General features: G+C 68.4%; 12 protein-coding genes. 4 read left to right on the forward strand and 8 right to left on the reverse strand.

Annotated features, from left to right (window positions below; all coding sequences use genetic code 11):
* Window positions 1–19: 19 nt before the first annotated feature.
* Window positions 20–1429, forward strand: a complete 1410-nt coding sequence (locus tag ACWW1C_RS25795; RefSeq protein ID WP_455980905.1) for a wax ester/triacylglycerol synthase family O-acyltransferase — start codon at window positions 20–22, stop codon at window positions 1427–1429.
* 61 nt (window positions 1430–1490) lie between these two features.
* Here the strand turns inward: ACWW1C_RS25795 and dmpG are convergent, their stop codons facing one another.
* From dmpG to ACWW1C_RS25810, 3 genes are read right to left on the reverse strand one after another with little or no spacing between them, the layout of a single operon-like run.
* Window positions 1491–2555 carry a 4-hydroxy-2-oxovalerate aldolase gene (dmpG, locus tag ACWW1C_RS25800; protein ID WP_455980906.1) on the reverse strand — a complete coding sequence of 355 codons (1065 nt, stop codon included), beginning with the start codon at window positions 2553–2555 and terminating at the stop codon, window positions 1491–1493.
* Window positions 2552–3478 (reverse strand): acetaldehyde dehydrogenase (acetylating), encoded by a 927-nt coding sequence (locus tag ACWW1C_RS25805; protein WP_455980907.1) that lies wholly within the window; start codon window positions 3476–3478, stop codon window positions 2552–2554. The genes dmpG and ACWW1C_RS25805 overlap by 4 nt, the downstream gene beginning before the upstream one ends.
* A gap of 28 nt (window positions 3479–3506) precedes the next feature.
* Window positions 3507–4292, reverse strand: a complete 786-nt coding sequence (locus tag ACWW1C_RS25810; RefSeq protein ID WP_455980908.1) for a 2-keto-4-pentenoate hydratase — start codon at window positions 4290–4292, stop codon at window positions 3507–3509.
* Between the two features lie 71 nt (window positions 4293–4363).
* Here ACWW1C_RS25810 and kstD point away from each other — a divergent pair, with 71 nt between their 5' ends.
* The 3 genes from kstD to ACWW1C_RS25825 all read left to right on the forward strand — a co-directional run bounded on the left by kstD (window position 4364) and on the right by ACWW1C_RS25825 (window position 8247).
* Window positions 4364–6046, forward strand: coding sequence for a 3-oxosteroid 1-dehydrogenase (kstD, locus tag ACWW1C_RS25815; protein WP_455980909.1), 1683 nt, complete (start codon window positions 4364–4366; stop codon window positions 6044–6046).
* A 1-nt stretch (window position 6047) separates the two neighbouring features.
* Window positions 6048–6908 (forward strand): MaoC/PaaZ C-terminal domain-containing protein, encoded by an 861-nt coding sequence (locus ACWW1C_RS25820; RefSeq protein WP_455980910.1) that lies wholly within the window; start codon window positions 6048–6050, stop codon window positions 6906–6908.
* Between the two features lie 217 nt (window positions 6909–7125).
* On the forward strand, window positions 7126–8247 hold the full coding sequence (locus tag ACWW1C_RS25825; RefSeq protein WP_455980911.1) for a DUF1942 domain-containing protein: 1122 nt from the start codon (window positions 7126–7128) through the stop codon (window positions 8245–8247).
* A gap of 80 nt (window positions 8248–8327) precedes the next feature.
* Here ACWW1C_RS25825 and ACWW1C_RS25830 read toward each other — a convergent pair whose 3' ends face one another.
* The 5 genes from ACWW1C_RS25830 to ACWW1C_RS25850 form a co-directional block, all read right to left on the reverse strand.
* A complete protein-coding gene (locus ACWW1C_RS25830; RefSeq protein ID WP_455980912.1) occupies window positions 8328–9083 on the reverse strand; it encodes a hypothetical protein in 756 nt (251 codons plus the stop codon).
* A gap of 16 nt (window positions 9084–9099) precedes the next feature.
* The gene (locus ACWW1C_RS25835; RefSeq protein WP_455980913.1) at window positions 9100–10221 is read right to left on the reverse strand and encodes a hypothetical protein; all 1122 of its coding nucleotides are present in this window, start codon (window positions 10219–10221) and stop codon (window positions 9100–9102) included.
* Window positions 10222–10323: 102 nt separating this feature from the next.
* Complete coding sequence (locus tag ACWW1C_RS25840; protein ID WP_455980914.1) at window positions 10324–12090, reverse strand: DUF2339 domain-containing protein; 1767 nt, start codon at window positions 12088–12090, stop codon at window positions 10324–10326.
* A 76-nt stretch (window positions 12091–12166) separates the two neighbouring features.
* Window positions 12167–13321: a lipid-transfer protein gene (locus tag ACWW1C_RS25845; RefSeq protein WP_455984440.1), complete on the reverse strand. Its 1155-nt coding sequence runs from the start codon at window positions 13319–13321 to the stop codon at window positions 12167–12169.
* Window positions 13322–13323: 2 nt separating this feature from the next.
* Window positions 13324–13719, reverse strand: coding sequence for a MaoC family dehydratase (locus ACWW1C_RS25850; protein WP_455984441.1), 396 nt, complete (start codon window positions 13717–13719; stop codon window positions 13324–13326).

Genomic DNA, 13719 nt, shown 5'->3' on the forward strand with positions numbered 1-13719 from the left:
TTCGGCGTCATAGTGATGTATGCGACGTTTATCGGGCGAGGACAACAGCTTCCTGGCGTGGGAAAGTGCCGTCCAGCCGCAGCACACCATCAAGGCCGTCGTGCTCGATCCCGCACAGGGCCACGAGCCCGTCACCTTCGAGGCGGTCAGCGCCGCTCTGCCCGGCCTCGTCGACCGCGTCGAGCCTCTGCAGTGGCAGTTGATGTCACCGCGATTCGGCGCCGGCCGGCCGTGGTGGATCACCCGCGCCCGGGGCGACCTGAACTACCACGTGAAGCGAGCGACGGCGGCTGCGCCCGGCACCGACCGCGAGCTCGGCGCGGAGATCGCCAAACTCTTCGAAGAGCCGCTCGATCGGGACCGCCCGGCCTGGCAGCTGTGGTACGTCGACGGCCTGGCCGACGGCCGCGTCGCACTGGTGCTCAAGATCCACCACGCGGTCGCCGACGGCATGGCGTCGCTGAACCTGCTCGAGCAGTTCTACAGCCACGATCCCGCCGACCGGCTGCCCGCGCCGTCGGGCCACCCGGTACGTGACGAGCACCGTCCGCCGGCCGTGCAGTGGTTCCCGATGGTGGCGCGTCAGCAGGTCCAGTCGCTCACCAAATTTCCCAAGGTCCTGGTCCGCACGGCCAAGGTCACCCGCACCATCCAGAACCGGCAGAAAGCGGGCAAGCCCGGCTACGCCGAGGCCTTCATCCCGCCGGCGCTGCCGTTCAACGAGCCGCTGACCGCGCGCCGCGGCTTCGCGTTCGTCAACGTCGAGATGGACCAGATCAAGCGGGTGTCGAAGGCATTCGGCGTGAGCGTCAACGACGTCTTCCTCGCCATGTGCGGCACCGTTCTTCGCGAGTACCAGGCTTCCCGCGGCCCGGTCGGCGACGACACCATGACCGCGGTGGTGCCGGTGTCGATGCGCCCGCAGGACGGCGACCGGTGGGGCAACAAGGTGGCCCGGTGGAACGTCGCTCTCGCCACCAACATCGCCGATCCGGTGGAGCGGTTGCAGGCCGTCTCGGCGAACACCGCAACGGCCCGCGAGGTGCAGAGCGAGCGCGACGCCTGGCTGCAGCACGACTGGATGGAGTACTGGCCGCTGTTCAAGGTCTACTCGCGGGTGCTGCCGACCATCGGGGCGAAGGTCAAGAAGCGCCCGATGTTCAGCATGATCGCGTCGAACATGCGGGGCCCGCAGCAGACGCTGTACTTCGGCGGCGCCCCGGTCGAGAAGCTGATCTCGACCGGCCCGCTGGTCTTCCCGATGGGCATGAACATCACCGGCTGGAGTTACCAGGGCGGCATGCAGATCTGCGTGCTCATCTGTACCGACCAGGTCTCCGATCCGCAGGCCATCGCCGACCGGCTGCCGGCGGCGCTCGCGGAGCTGGTGGCACGCTGCGAGAACGCGGCCGACACCGTCAACAGCTGATCGCGATACGCAAAACGCCGGCGGCCCCTTTCGGGGCGGCCGGCGTTTTCGCTTGCGGCGGTTAGGACTTACCCTCGGCCCGCTCCCGCTGAATCTCCAGCGCGATGTCGATCAGCTGGTCCTCCTGGCCACCGATCAGCTTGCGCTGACCCACCCGCAGCAGCAGCTCGTGGGCAGGTACGCCGTAGCGTTCGCCCTGGCGCACCGCGTGCTTCAGGAAGCTGGAGTACACGCCCGCATACCCCATCACGAGGGCGTTGCGGTCCAGCAGGCACTCGGCCGGCATGGCCGGCGCGACAACCTCTTCGGCGGCGTCGGCGATGTCGAAGAAGTCGATGCCGGTCTTGACGCCGATCTTGTCGAACACCCCGACCAGCGCCTCGACCGGCGCGTTACCGGCACCGGCACCGAACCGGCGGCACGAGCCGTCGATCTGCCTGGCCCCGGCACGGACGGCCTCTACCGAATTGGCAACGCCCAGACCGAGATTCTCGTGTCCATGGAAACCAACCTGCGCATCCGAGCCCAGTTCGGCGACCAGCGCCGCAACCCGGTCCGCGACACCTTCGAGCACCAGCGCGCCCGCGGAGTCCACGACGTAGATGCACTGGCAGCCGGCGTCGGCCATGATGCGGGCCTGCGCGGCCAGCTTCTCCGGAGAGATGGTGTGGCTCATCATCAGGAAGCCCACGGTCTCCAGGCCCAGTTCGCGGGCGAAGCCGAAGTGCTGGATCGAGACGTCGGCCTCGGTGCAGTGGGTGGCGATGCGGCAGATGGAGCCGCCATTGCCCTGCGCGATGCGGATGTCTTCCTTGGTGCCGACGCCCGGCAGCATCAGGAAGGCGATCTTGGCGTTCTTCGCGGTCTCGGCCGCGATGCTGATCAGCTCCTGCTCGGGCGTCTTGGAGAACCCGTAGTTGAAGCTCGAACCACCGAGCCCGTCGCCGTGCGTGACCTCGATCACCGGGACGCCGGCGTTGTCGAGCGCGCCGACGATCGCGCGGACCTCGTCACCGGTGAACTGGTGGCGCTTGTGGTGTGAACCGTCGCGCAGCGAGGTGTCCGTCATCCGGACGTCCCACGCGGCGTCAAAGAAGATGTCTCCGGGTTCGAGTGCGGTGCTCATGCCTTGACCTCCTGCTGTAGGACGCGATCGCGCGCAATTTCTTCGCCCACCTTGGTGGCCGCGGCGGTCATGATGTCCAGGTTTCCAGCGTAGGTCGGCAGATAGTCGCCGGCACCTTCCACCTCGACGAAAATGCTGACGACGTGCTGGCCACCGTTGACCACCGACGGCTCGTCGAACTGCGGCTCGTTGAGCAGCCGGTAACCGGGCACGTAGGTCTGCACCTCGGCGACGACGTCCTTGACCGACTGCGTGATGGCAGCGTGGTCGGCGTCTTCGGGGATGGCGCAGAAGATGGTGTCGCGCATGATCATCGGCGGCTCGGCCGGGTTCAGGATGATGATGGCCTTGCCGTCCCGGGCCCCACCGATGTTGCGCACACCGGCGCTGGTGGTGTTGGTGAACTCGTCGATATTGGCCCGGGTGCCGGGGCCCGCCGAAGCCGACGACACCGACGCCACGATCTCGGCGTAGGGCACGCCGCCCTGCGCCTCGACGGCACGCGACACGGCGTAGACCATCGGGATGGTGGCCTGGCCACCGCAGGTGACCATGTTGACGTTCATCGAATCCAGGTGCGCCCGCAGGTTGGCCGGCGGAATGACGCCGGGGCCGACGGCAGCCGGGGTCAGGTCGATGGCGCGGATGCCGGCTTCCTCGTACCGCGGCGCGTACGCCTTGTGCACGTAGGCGCTGGTGGCCTCGAAGACGAAGTCCGGCTTCTCGCTCTGCGCCAGCAGCCAGTCCGCACCCTCGGCGCTGGTCTCCAGACCCAGCTTGCGGGCGCGGGCCAGGCCCTCGCTCTCCGGGTCGATACCGATCATCCAGCGCGGCTCGAGCCAGTCCGACCGCAGCAGCTTGTACAGCAGGTCAGTACTGATGTTTCCCGAGCCGACGATCGCTACGCTCGCTTTGGACGGCATGCTCACTCCTCTATAGAAACTTTGGGTATTACGCGAAAGACAGGTGGACGGAACCCAATCCGGCGAATTCAGCCACGAAGTCGTCGCCCGGCTTGGCATCGAACGCCCGCATGCAGGCACCCGGCAGCACCACGTCGCCGGCCTTGAGCCGCACGCCGAACTGGTCGACCTTGCGGGCCAGCCATGCCACCGCGGTCACCGGGTTGCCGAGCACCGCGTCACTGCGGCCCTCGCCGAGCACCTCGCCGTTGCACCGCAGGACGGCGTCGATGTTGCGGATGTCGACGTCCTTCGGCGACACCCGCTCCTTGCCCAGCACCCAGCCGGCCGAGGACGCGTTGTCCGCGATGGTGTCGCACAACTTGACCTGCCAGTTGGAGATGCGGCTGTCGATGAGCTCGATGGCAGGCGCGAAAGCGGCCGTGGCGGCCAGCACATCGTCCTCGGTGCAGCCCGCGCCGGGCAGATCGTCGGCCAGCACGAACCCGACCTCGACCTCGACGCGCGGCAACAGGTACTTCGAGGTCAGCACCGGCTTGTCCTCGAATACCTCCATGTCGTCGAGGAGGTGCCCGTAATCGGGTTCATCCACATTCATCATTTTCTGCATGGCCTCGCTGGAGAGGCCAACCTTGTGTCCCACCACGCGGGCACCTTCTGCGACCCGCTGACGGATGTTGAGCAGCTGAATCTCGTACGCGTCGACAACGTCGATGTCGGCGTAGGTGTCGGTCATGGGCGACATCGCGACCCGGCTGCGCTCCGCTTGGGCCAGCGAGGCGGCGAGCTCGGCACGCACGTTGTCGGACAGCATTCGTGAATTCCCCTAACTTCATGGACCGGCGCAGTTGTCCACAGGCCGGGCAATTCTATAACGTGTTCTACATGACTGGACAGGAGTACGACGTTGTCGTCGTCGGCAGCGGTGCAGCCGGTATGGTCGCCGCCCTCACCGCAGCCCATCAGGGCCTTTCGACAGTAGTCGTTGAAAAGGCCCCACACTATGGAGGTTCCACTGCGCGGTCAGGTGGCGGCGTCTGGATCCCGAACAATGAGATTTTGCAGCGTGCGGGGGTGAAAGACACCCCGGAAGCGGCCCGCACCTACCTGCACAACATCGTCGGCGACGTGGTGCCCGCCGAGAAGATCGACACGTATCTGCAGCGCGGCCCCGAGATGCTGTCGTTCGTTCTCAAGAACTCGCCGCTGAAGCTGTGCTGGGTGCCGAACTACTCCGATTACTACCCGGAGACCGAGGGCGGCCGCGCCGGCGGACGGTCCGTCGAACCCAAGCCGTTCAACGCCAAGAAGCTCGGCGCCGACGAGGCCGGCCTGGAGCCGGCGTACGGCAAGGTTCCGCTGAACATGGTTGTGATGCAACAGGATTACGTCCGCCTCAACCAGCTGAAGCGCCACCCGCGCGGGGTGCTGCGCAGCCTCAAGGTCGGCATCCGCGCCACCTTCGCGGGTATCACCGGCAAGAACCTGGTCGGCATGGGCCGCGCCCTGATCGCGCCGCTGCGCATCGGCCTGCAGAAGGCCGGCGTCCCGGTGCAGCTGAACACCGCGCTGACCGACCTCTACTACGAGAACGGCCGCGTGGCCGGTATCTATGTGCGCGACATGAATGCGCCGGAAAGCGCTGAGCCGCAACTGATCCGGGCCCGCCGTGCGGTGATCCTCGGCAGCGGCGGCTTCGAGCACAACCAGGAGATGCGCACCAAGTACCAGCGCCAGCCGATCACCACCGACTGGACCGTGGGCGCCAAGGCCAACACCGGCGACGGCATCCTGGCGGCCGAGAAGCTCGGCGCGGCAATGGAAATCATGGAAGACGCGTGGTGGGGTCCGACGGTGCCACTGCCCGACAACCCGTGGTTCGCGCTGTCCGAGCGCAACTCCCCCGGCTCGATCATCGTGAACATGAACGGCAAGCGGTTCATGAACGAGTCCATGCCGTACGTCGAGGCCTGCCACCACATGTACGGCGGCAAGTACGGCCAGGGCGACGGCCCGGGCGAGAACGTGCCGGCCTGGCTGCTCTTCGACCAGCAGTACCGCAACCGCTACATCTTCGCGGGTCTGCAGCCGGGACAACGGATCCCGAAGAAGTGGTCCGAGGCCGGCGTCGTGGTCAAGGCCGACACCATCGAGGAGTTGGCAGCGCTGACGAACCTGCCCGTCGACGCCCTCAAGGCGACCATCGAGCGGTTCAACGGCTTCGCACGGAGCGGCACCGACGAGGACTTCGGCCGTGGCAACAGCGCCTACGACCGGTACTACGGTGACCCGACCAACAAGCCGAACCCGAACCTGGGCGAGATCAAGCACGGCCCGTTCTACGCCGCCAAGATGGTGCCCGGTGACCTCGGCACCAAGGGTGGCATCGTCACCGACATCCACGGCCGCGCGCTGCGCGAGGATGGCTCGGTGATCGAGGGCCTCTACGCGTCGGGCAACGCCAGCGGACCGGTCATGGGCCACACCTACCCGGGCCCCGGCGGGACCATCGGCCCCGCCATGACCTTTGGCTATCTCGCGGCACTCCACGTGGCAGGAAAGGGCTGACATGCCGATCAATCTCGACGAGGCCATCGGTGCCGAACTCGCACCCGTCGAATTCTCGTGGAGCAGCAGCGATGTGCAGCTGTACCACCTGGGCCTGGGTGCCGGCGCCGATCCGATGAGCGAGCGCGAGCTGCGCTACCTCATCGACGACAAGCCGCAGGTCCTGCCGACGTTCGGCAACGTGGCACAGAGCTTCCACGAGACCAAGGCGCCCTCGGTCAAGTTCCCGGGCATCGACATCGAACTGAGCCGGGTGCTGCACGCCAGCGAGGCCATCTACACCGATGCCCCGATCCCGCCGTCGGGCACAGGCCGCGCCGTCACCAAGTTCACCGAGATCTGGGACAAGGGCAAGGCCGCGGTCATCTGGTCGGAGACCACCGTGACCACCCTCGACGGGGCTCCGCTGTGGAAGCAGAAGCGGTCCATCTTCGCCCGTGGCGAGGGCGGTTTCGGCGGCGACCGCGGTCCGTCGACCTCGGCGGCCGAGCCCGACCGGGCACCGGACCTGCAGGTCTCGCTGCCCACGCTGCCACAGCAGGCTCTCCTCTACCGGCTCTGCGGCGATCGCAACCCGCTGCACTCGGACCCGGCGTTCGCCAAGGCCGCCGGCTTCGACCGGCCGATCCTGCACGGCCTGTGCACCTACGGCATCGGCTGCAAGGCCATCGTCGACAACGTGCTCGACGGCGACGCCGGCCGGGTCCGGTCCTACGGCGCGCGCTTCGCGGGCACCGTGATCCCGGGTGAAACCTTGCAGGCCAACCTTTGGCGTGACGGTGAACGAATCACCGGCGTGCTGACGGCGCCGAGCCGGGACAATGTCGTCGTGCTTGCTGGAATCGAGCTCACCGCGTCCTGACCAGGACGTATTCGGAATCGGCCGCCTATGCGGCGGCCGATTCCGGCAAACTGGGGCCAGCGGCCGGGTCACCGCTGGGGCGTCTGCATGCATCCACAGCTGGCGCTTAACCTGCTAGCTTTCGTAGTAGTCAGTAATTATTCGATTACGCGTGACTCAACTTCCGTGGGGGGAAGCCGCCCGTCGGACGACTTGGAGACAAAGGAGCCACTTCACCATGAATACCCGCAAGATCACCGTCGTTGTCGGCGCGGCCGCCGCATTCGGCCTGATCGCCACCCCATTTGCGCTGGCCGACTCGACCCAGCCCGCGGGCGTCGCGCCCGCTCCCACCACCATCGCGTTCGGCAAGGACGGCAAGCTCGTCGACGGGAACACCGTCGCCGAATGGGAAATCAGCAACCTCAAGCCGAGCACTGATGTGCTGTCGCAGCACCTCAACGGCACGCTCTGGGAAGCGACGGCGGAGTACTCGGCCGAGCGCGGCAGCTCGCAGCCGTTCGTGCCGAACCTGAACGCCCGTACCGCCGACGGTGACAACTACCGGGTGCTGTGGGGCGTTGCCACCCCGCAGGGCATCAACCCCGCCGGTCTCGCCGAGGGACAAGAGTCCAAGGGCAAGGTCTACTTCGACGTGACGGGCGCCGCTCCGACCACCGTCGTGTACACCGACGGGGACCGCGAGTTGATCAAGTGGCAGGGCACTGAGGCCGCCACCGGTACCGCTCCGGCCGCCGCCCCGGCACGTGGCGCTGCCCCGGCCGCCACCCCGGCTCCGTCCGCTGCCCCCGCCGCCGCTCCTGCTGCCGCGCCGGCAGCAGCTCCGGCCGGCCTCGGTAGCGCCGTCCCCGGCGCCACCCCGGCGGGTGCTGTCCCGGCTGCCGCGGGTGCGCAGCCTCCGGCCGGCACCACCACCGGTCCGGTTCCGGCGGCGACGCCGAATGGTGAGACCCCGGCGGCCACTCCGGCCGGCACCCCGGCTCCGGCCGGCACCCCGGCGGTTGCTCCGGCTCCGGCCGGTACCCCGGGCGCTGAGGCCCCGGCTCCGGCCGGCGCTCAGGTTCCGGCGGGCACCCCGGCCGCGGCCCCGGCAGCCGGCCAGGCTCCGGAAGCTGCTCCGGTCCCCACCGCCGCTGAAAGCGGTCCGGGCACCGCTGCCACCGCCGGTGGCGCCGTCTCGCAGGCTCCGCTGACCCCGGCGCCGGGCCCGGCCCCGGGCCCGAGCCAGGCCATCGCCGGCCAGCCCGCCTCCAGCGCGGGCCAGGGCACCGCGGCCCCGGCCGGCAACCAGCAGGTCGCCCCGGTCACGCCGACCCCGGCACCGGCACCGGCCTCCTAACGGTCGACCATCGAATTGGGGCCAGTCGCGATAATCGCGACTGGCCCCAATTTCTTTGTCTGGCTTGATGTTTGGCGTAACTACATCTGACGGCCGACATCGCCGCCACGCTGCGGCGGCGGAGCCACCGGGGCAACCGGCGCGGGTCCGGCGTTGGACGAACCGGCGCTCGGACCGGTCATCGGCGGCTGGACCGGTGCGGACGTGTGCCGACGGGAGTCGCGCGCCTCCTGCTGAGCCTCGCGGCGGTCCTGCTGGGACTGCCGGTTGTCCTGCTGTTGCTGGCGGTTGTCCTGCTGAGACTGCCGGTCGTTCTGCTGGTTCTCCCGGGCATCCTGCTGCGCCTGACGCTGCTCCGGCGACATGGGCGCACCGCCGCCGGCCGGCCCACCGGGCTGGCCTTCCGCGGGTTCCCCGCCCGGCATGCCGCCTTCCTTGCCGCCGCCCTTACCCATGGCCTGCTGAATCATCTGGCCGAACTGGCCCGCCTGCTGGCCCATCTGGCCCAGGCCACCGCCTTGGCCCGCCATCTGGCCGGCCTGCTGACCCATCTGGCCGAGCTGTCCGAGCATCTGACCCATCTGGCCGACGCCCTCCCCGCCCTTGCTGTCGGCGTTGTCGTACGCCGACTGGGCCATGTCCACTTTGCCGGAGAACATGCCCTCCTTGGCCTGTAGCGAGGCCACATTGGCGGTCATGTCGGCCGCCATGGCCGGCAGGACAGCCGCGATGGTCGCGCTCATGGCGTCCTCGCCGGGCTGGATCATCGGCATCTCGGGCAGCTCGACAGAAGCCGCGTTCCAGCTGATGTTGTCCGGTGTCTGCATCATCGACATCAGAGGTCCCCCCTACTCACCAGTCGTCATCGGTGTCGTCGTCATACGAGCCGTGGTCCAGCGCTTCGGGCACCGCCAATTGGGTGATCCGGCCACCGCCGCCGCCGCCTTCACGGTGCCCCATGCCGCCCATCGCACCCATCGCGCCACCGGCACCAGCGGCGGCGGCGACCGGGGCAAGACCGCCGGCACCCATGCCGCCCGCCGCGCTCGCGGGCATCACCGCGGGTCCGCCCGCGCCGGGACCGACCATCTTGGCCAGGAGCGGCGTCTGCACCGAGGCCGCGCCGACGCCGCCACCGCCGCCGGGCATGCCGCCCTTCATCAAACCCGCTCCGTGGGCAGCCCCCGACCCGCCGGCGAGCGGATGGTTGGAGAACGCGCCGAAGGGCGAGGCACCGAGGCCGGCCTTGCCCTGTCCGCCGCCCTGGAACAGGGACGTCAACTGCTGCAGTGGCTGCGAAAGTTGTTGCAGTGGTTGCATGGCCTGCTGCGGCAACTGACCGAGCATCTGCGGGAGCTGACCGGCCATCTGCATCATCTGGCCCATCATCTGGCCCATCTGATCGCCGCCCTTGCCCGCAGACTCCGCGGTCTTCTGCGCGGTCTGCGCCACCTGCGGCGGCACGCCGGCCGTCGGGATGCTCGGGGGCGCCCCGACGAAGTTGGCCACTTCCGTGGCGCTGGCCGTCACCGCGGCGATGTTCTGAGAGAGGCCCATCTTGATCCGGCTCTGGATCAGCTCCTGCACGTTCGGGAACGGTGCCGCCGACAGCGCCATGCACTCAGCCTGGACTTCCTCGGCGGTCGCGTTGACCAAGTTCTTCGTCTTGACGACCGCGGCCACCATGGACTGCAGCTTGGCGGCGATCGCCGCCGCCTGGGCGCCGTTTGCCTCATGGCCGCCGATGATGGTGCCGGCCTCGCCTGCCGCGGCCAGAGAGGCCGCGCCCTGCCACTGATCGGTGAGTCCCATCAGCTGGCTGGTCTGCTGGGGCACCACTGATCCCGTGATCTTGGTGGCCAGCTTCGTATAGTGGGCGGCCGCTTCTTCGAGCTGTTCCTCGTTGACGTTGGGCCACCCCGGCCCCGTAACCGTCTGCGATCCGAACGGACTGCTGTCCGGCTGAATCCCCATAGACACGGCCCCCTTCCCCAGACATACCGCGTCGGTTCGAGCCTACCGCCCCGACAGGTACCTACCCGACGCAAACTGACGGTGCGGTCGTTTGGGGGATGTCTACGGATTCGGCTGATCCTGCCGGGCGAGCAACCGGGCGTAGCCGGTGCCCATGGCCAGCAGCACGAGGCCGACAACGATGAACACGGACACCCGGAACATGCCGTTCAGGGTCCCGAGATCGAACAGGAACAGCTTGGTCATCGCCGCGGCCACCAGCGCGAGGCCGCCACCGATCGGCAGTGACCGCTGCGCCTTGGGTTGGCGCGCCGCGTATCCGAGCAGCGCGGCCGCCACCGCGATCCACCCGATGGTCGCGACCATGTGGCCGGCAAGGAACCCGCCCTTCACGCCCCCGATCAGCACGCCGGCGGTGACGGTCAGCATGGTGGACGCGTACGCGACGACGACGACCGCACCCGCCCACATCAGCCGGACTTCGTCGTCGTCACGCTTGCCGGCCCACGACCACACGACGGCCACCGCACCGGCCACCGCCAAGAGGCTGGAGACGATGGTGGACACCGCGCTGCGGGTACTCAACTCCACCGCACGGAACAGCAGGTCCGGCGGCGAGTAGCTGAGATAGACGGCGCCGCCGACGGCCCCGAACCCGGCAGCCACCCACCGGGCGATGGCGTCGCGACGCCCAGCGACGGCCACCACGACGGACATCGCGAGCAGCACCGCACCGCCGGTCCGGCCGTCGAACGCCACCAGGACCGCGACCAGCGCGCAGACCGCCGACACCGCCGACCAGATCCGCTGCACCACACCGGCGACGCCGGGCAGCCGGTTGCCTGCCAGCACGACGGCCAGGAAGAGGGCCGCCACCGCGGCGATGATCGACGCGGCGATCGTCGGGCGGAGCACCGTCGAGACGAACAGCACCGGCAGCGCGCCAGCCGCGGTAGCCAGCGCCAGCAGCGAGCGGTTGGTCGTATTGGGCAACAGGATCAGCGCACCCGCGACGGCCAAAACGGCTGCCGCGGCACAAGCGCCCGCAAGTCCGGGATTTCGGTTGGTGCCGAATGACGCCGAGGCCAACGCCACCAGCAGGGGAAATGTGCAGACGCCGGTCCGGGCCACGTACATCGCAACCCAGTCCTTACCGAGTTGCACCGGCAGCGACGCCGCAGACAGCGCGAGCATGAACCCGATCAGCAGCAGCGAGACACCGTCGGCCACCAATGGCGCCAGCACTGCCAGGGGCACCAGCACCAACAGCGCGAGCTGCTGGGAATCCCAGCGCCGGGCCAGCGTCAGGCCGCCGCCGCCGATCACCGCCGCCAGCACCAAACCAACTGGCGCAGAAAGCCATTCATAGATCGTGGTGACGGCAACGACGTCGATGTACGCCGCGGCGATACCGGTTGCGGCCAGCGCGACCGCTCCCACCGTCCCACCGGGCCGCGTCTTCAAGCGCATTGCCCCGGCCACCAGCACCGCCGCGAGCGCCGCGCCGGCGCCCACACGAAACTCGGGCCGCAACAACCCGGCCTGCGCGGCGAGCACCAACAGCAGGGCGACACCGATCAACGTCACCGTGACACCGGCCGCGGCCAGTGCCTTGCCGATCCAGCCGTCGGAGCGCTCGGGGCGCGGCGGCTGCGGGTAAGGCGCAGCCGGCGCTGCGACCGGCACCGTCTGAGTCGGCTGCCAATACTGTTGCGGCGCGGCATATGCGACGGGCTGCGGGGCCGGCTGCTGGCACGCCATCGACCGATCGAGTTCGGTGAGGCACGCCGACACCCATGCCAAATGATGGGACATCGCCGCGACATCCTGCGAGAGTCGGGCAACCATCGCCCGCTGCGGTTCGGTCATGCAGGTCATCATCACCCCGAGCCATTGGAGTTCGGATGAGTAGGACTACCCCCATTGCACAGTTTGCGAGGGGAACTCAGCCCAAGATCAGGCCTGACGTCGGAACGCCGGTGCCGGCGGTGACGAGCACGTGCTCGACATCGGGCACCTGGTTGACGGACGTCCCGCGCAGCTGCCGGACGCCCTCGGCGATGCCGTTCATGCCGTGGATGTAGGCCTCGCCGAGCTGACCACCGTGTGTGTTGATCGGCAGCTTGCCGCCCAGCTCGATCGCGCCGTTCGCGATGAAATCCTTGGCCTCGCCGCGGCCACAGAAGCCGAGCTCTTCGAGCTGGATCAGGGTGTACGGGGTGAAGTGGTCGTACAGGATCGCGGTCTGAATGTCAGTGGGCGTCAAGCCACTCTGACCCCACAACTGCTTGCCCACCAGACCCATCTCGGGCAGGCCGAGCTCGTCGCGGTAGTACGAGTACATCGTGAACTGGTCTTCGCCCGCAGCCTGCGCCGCCGCCTCGACGACGACCGGACGCTGCTTGAGGTCCCTGGCGCGCTCAGGCGTGGTGACGACGATCGCGACGCCGCCGTCGGTCTCCTGGCAGCAGTCCAGCAGGCGCAGCGGCTCGGCGATCCACCGCGAGTTCTGGTGGTCCTCGATGGTGATCGGCTTGCCGTAGAAATGCGCTTTCGGGTTGGTGGCCGCGTGTTTGCGGTCAGCTACCGACACCACACCGAAATCGGCACTGGTGGCGCCGTATTCGTGCATGTACCGCTGCGCGACCATGGCGACCGAGGCCGCCGGGGTGCTCAGCCCGTGCGGGTACGACCAGCTGTACTCGACACCGCGGGAGTCGGCGTTGACGGTCAGACCCGTCATCACCTGGCCGAAGCGGTGCTCCGAGCGCTCGTTGAAAGCGCGGTATGCCACAACGACTTCCGCGATACCGGATGCCACCGCCAACACGGCCTGCTGCACGGTGGCCGCCGCCGCGCCGCCGCCGTAGCCGATCTGGCTGAAGAACTTCAGCTCGCCGATGCCGGTCGAGCGGGCCACCGCGGTCTCCAGGTTGGAGTCCATGGTGAAGGTCACCAGGCCGTCGACGTCCTTGGGCGACAGGCCCGCGTCGTCGAGCGCGTCGGTGACGGCCTCTGCGGCCAGCCGCAGTTCGCTACGACCGGAGTTCTTGGAGAAGTCGGTGGCGCCGATGCCGGCGATGGCCGCCTTACCGGAGATGCTCACTGTGCGGCTCCCATGGTCAGCGTTGAGGTGGCGATGACGTGATCGCCAAGACTGTTGCTGCCCACCACTTTCAGCGTCACCAGGTCACCTTCGACCGCGGTCACTTCGCCGCGGAAGGTGATGGTGTCGTAGGCGTACCAGGGCACCCCGAGGCGCAGCTTGATCGACTTGATGACGGCGTTCGGGCCGGCCCAGTCGGTGACGTAGCGCCCCACCAGACCGGTGTCGGTCAGGATGTTGACGAAAATGTCCTTGGAACCCTTGGCCTGCGCCTTGTCCCGGTCGTGGTGCACGTCCTGGTAGTCCCGGGTGGCGATGGCCGTCGAGACGATGAAGGTCGGGTCACCGTAGATGGAGAGCTCGGGCAGCTTGGTGCCCACGGCGGTGCTCAC

The organism is Mycobacterium sp. HM-7 (assembly GCF_053852335.1).

What these genes read in the sequence shown, in the direction of transcription:
- ACWW1C_RS25795 (WP_455980905.1), top strand. Translation starts at nt 20, where the DNA reads ATGCGACGTTTATCGGGCGAGGACAACAGCTTCCTGGCGTGGGAAAGT.
- dmpG (WP_455980906.1), bottom strand. Translation starts at nt 2,555, where the DNA reads ATGAGCACCGCACTCGAACCCGGAGACATCTTCTTTGACGCCGCGTGG.
- ACWW1C_RS25805 (WP_455980907.1), bottom strand. Translation starts at nt 3,478, where the DNA reads ATGCCGTCCAAAGCGAGCGTAGCGATCGTCGGCTCGGGAAACATCAGT.
- ACWW1C_RS25810 (WP_455980908.1), bottom strand. Translation starts at nt 4,292, where the DNA reads ATGCTGTCCGACAACGTGCGTGCCGAGCTCGCCGCCTCGCTGGCCCAA.
- kstD (WP_455980909.1), top strand. Translation starts at nt 4,364, where the DNA reads ATGACTGGACAGGAGTACGACGTTGTCGTCGTCGGCAGCGGTGCAGCC.
- ACWW1C_RS25820 (WP_455980910.1), top strand. Translation starts at nt 6,048, where the DNA reads ATGCCGATCAATCTCGACGAGGCCATCGGTGCCGAACTCGCACCCGTC.
- ACWW1C_RS25825 (WP_455980911.1), top strand. Translation starts at nt 7,126, where the DNA reads ATGAATACCCGCAAGATCACCGTCGTTGTCGGCGCGGCCGCCGCATTC.
- ACWW1C_RS25830 (WP_455980912.1), bottom strand. Translation starts at nt 9,083, where the DNA reads ATGTCGATGATGCAGACACCGGACAACATCAGCTGGAACGCGGCTTCT.
- ACWW1C_RS25835 (WP_455980913.1), bottom strand. Translation starts at nt 10,221, where the DNA reads ATGGGGATTCAGCCGGACAGCAGTCCGTTCGGATCGCAGACGGTTACG.
- ACWW1C_RS25840 (WP_455980914.1), bottom strand. Translation starts at nt 12,090, where the DNA reads ATGACCGAACCGCAGCGGGCGATGGTTGCCCGACTCTCGCAGGATGTC.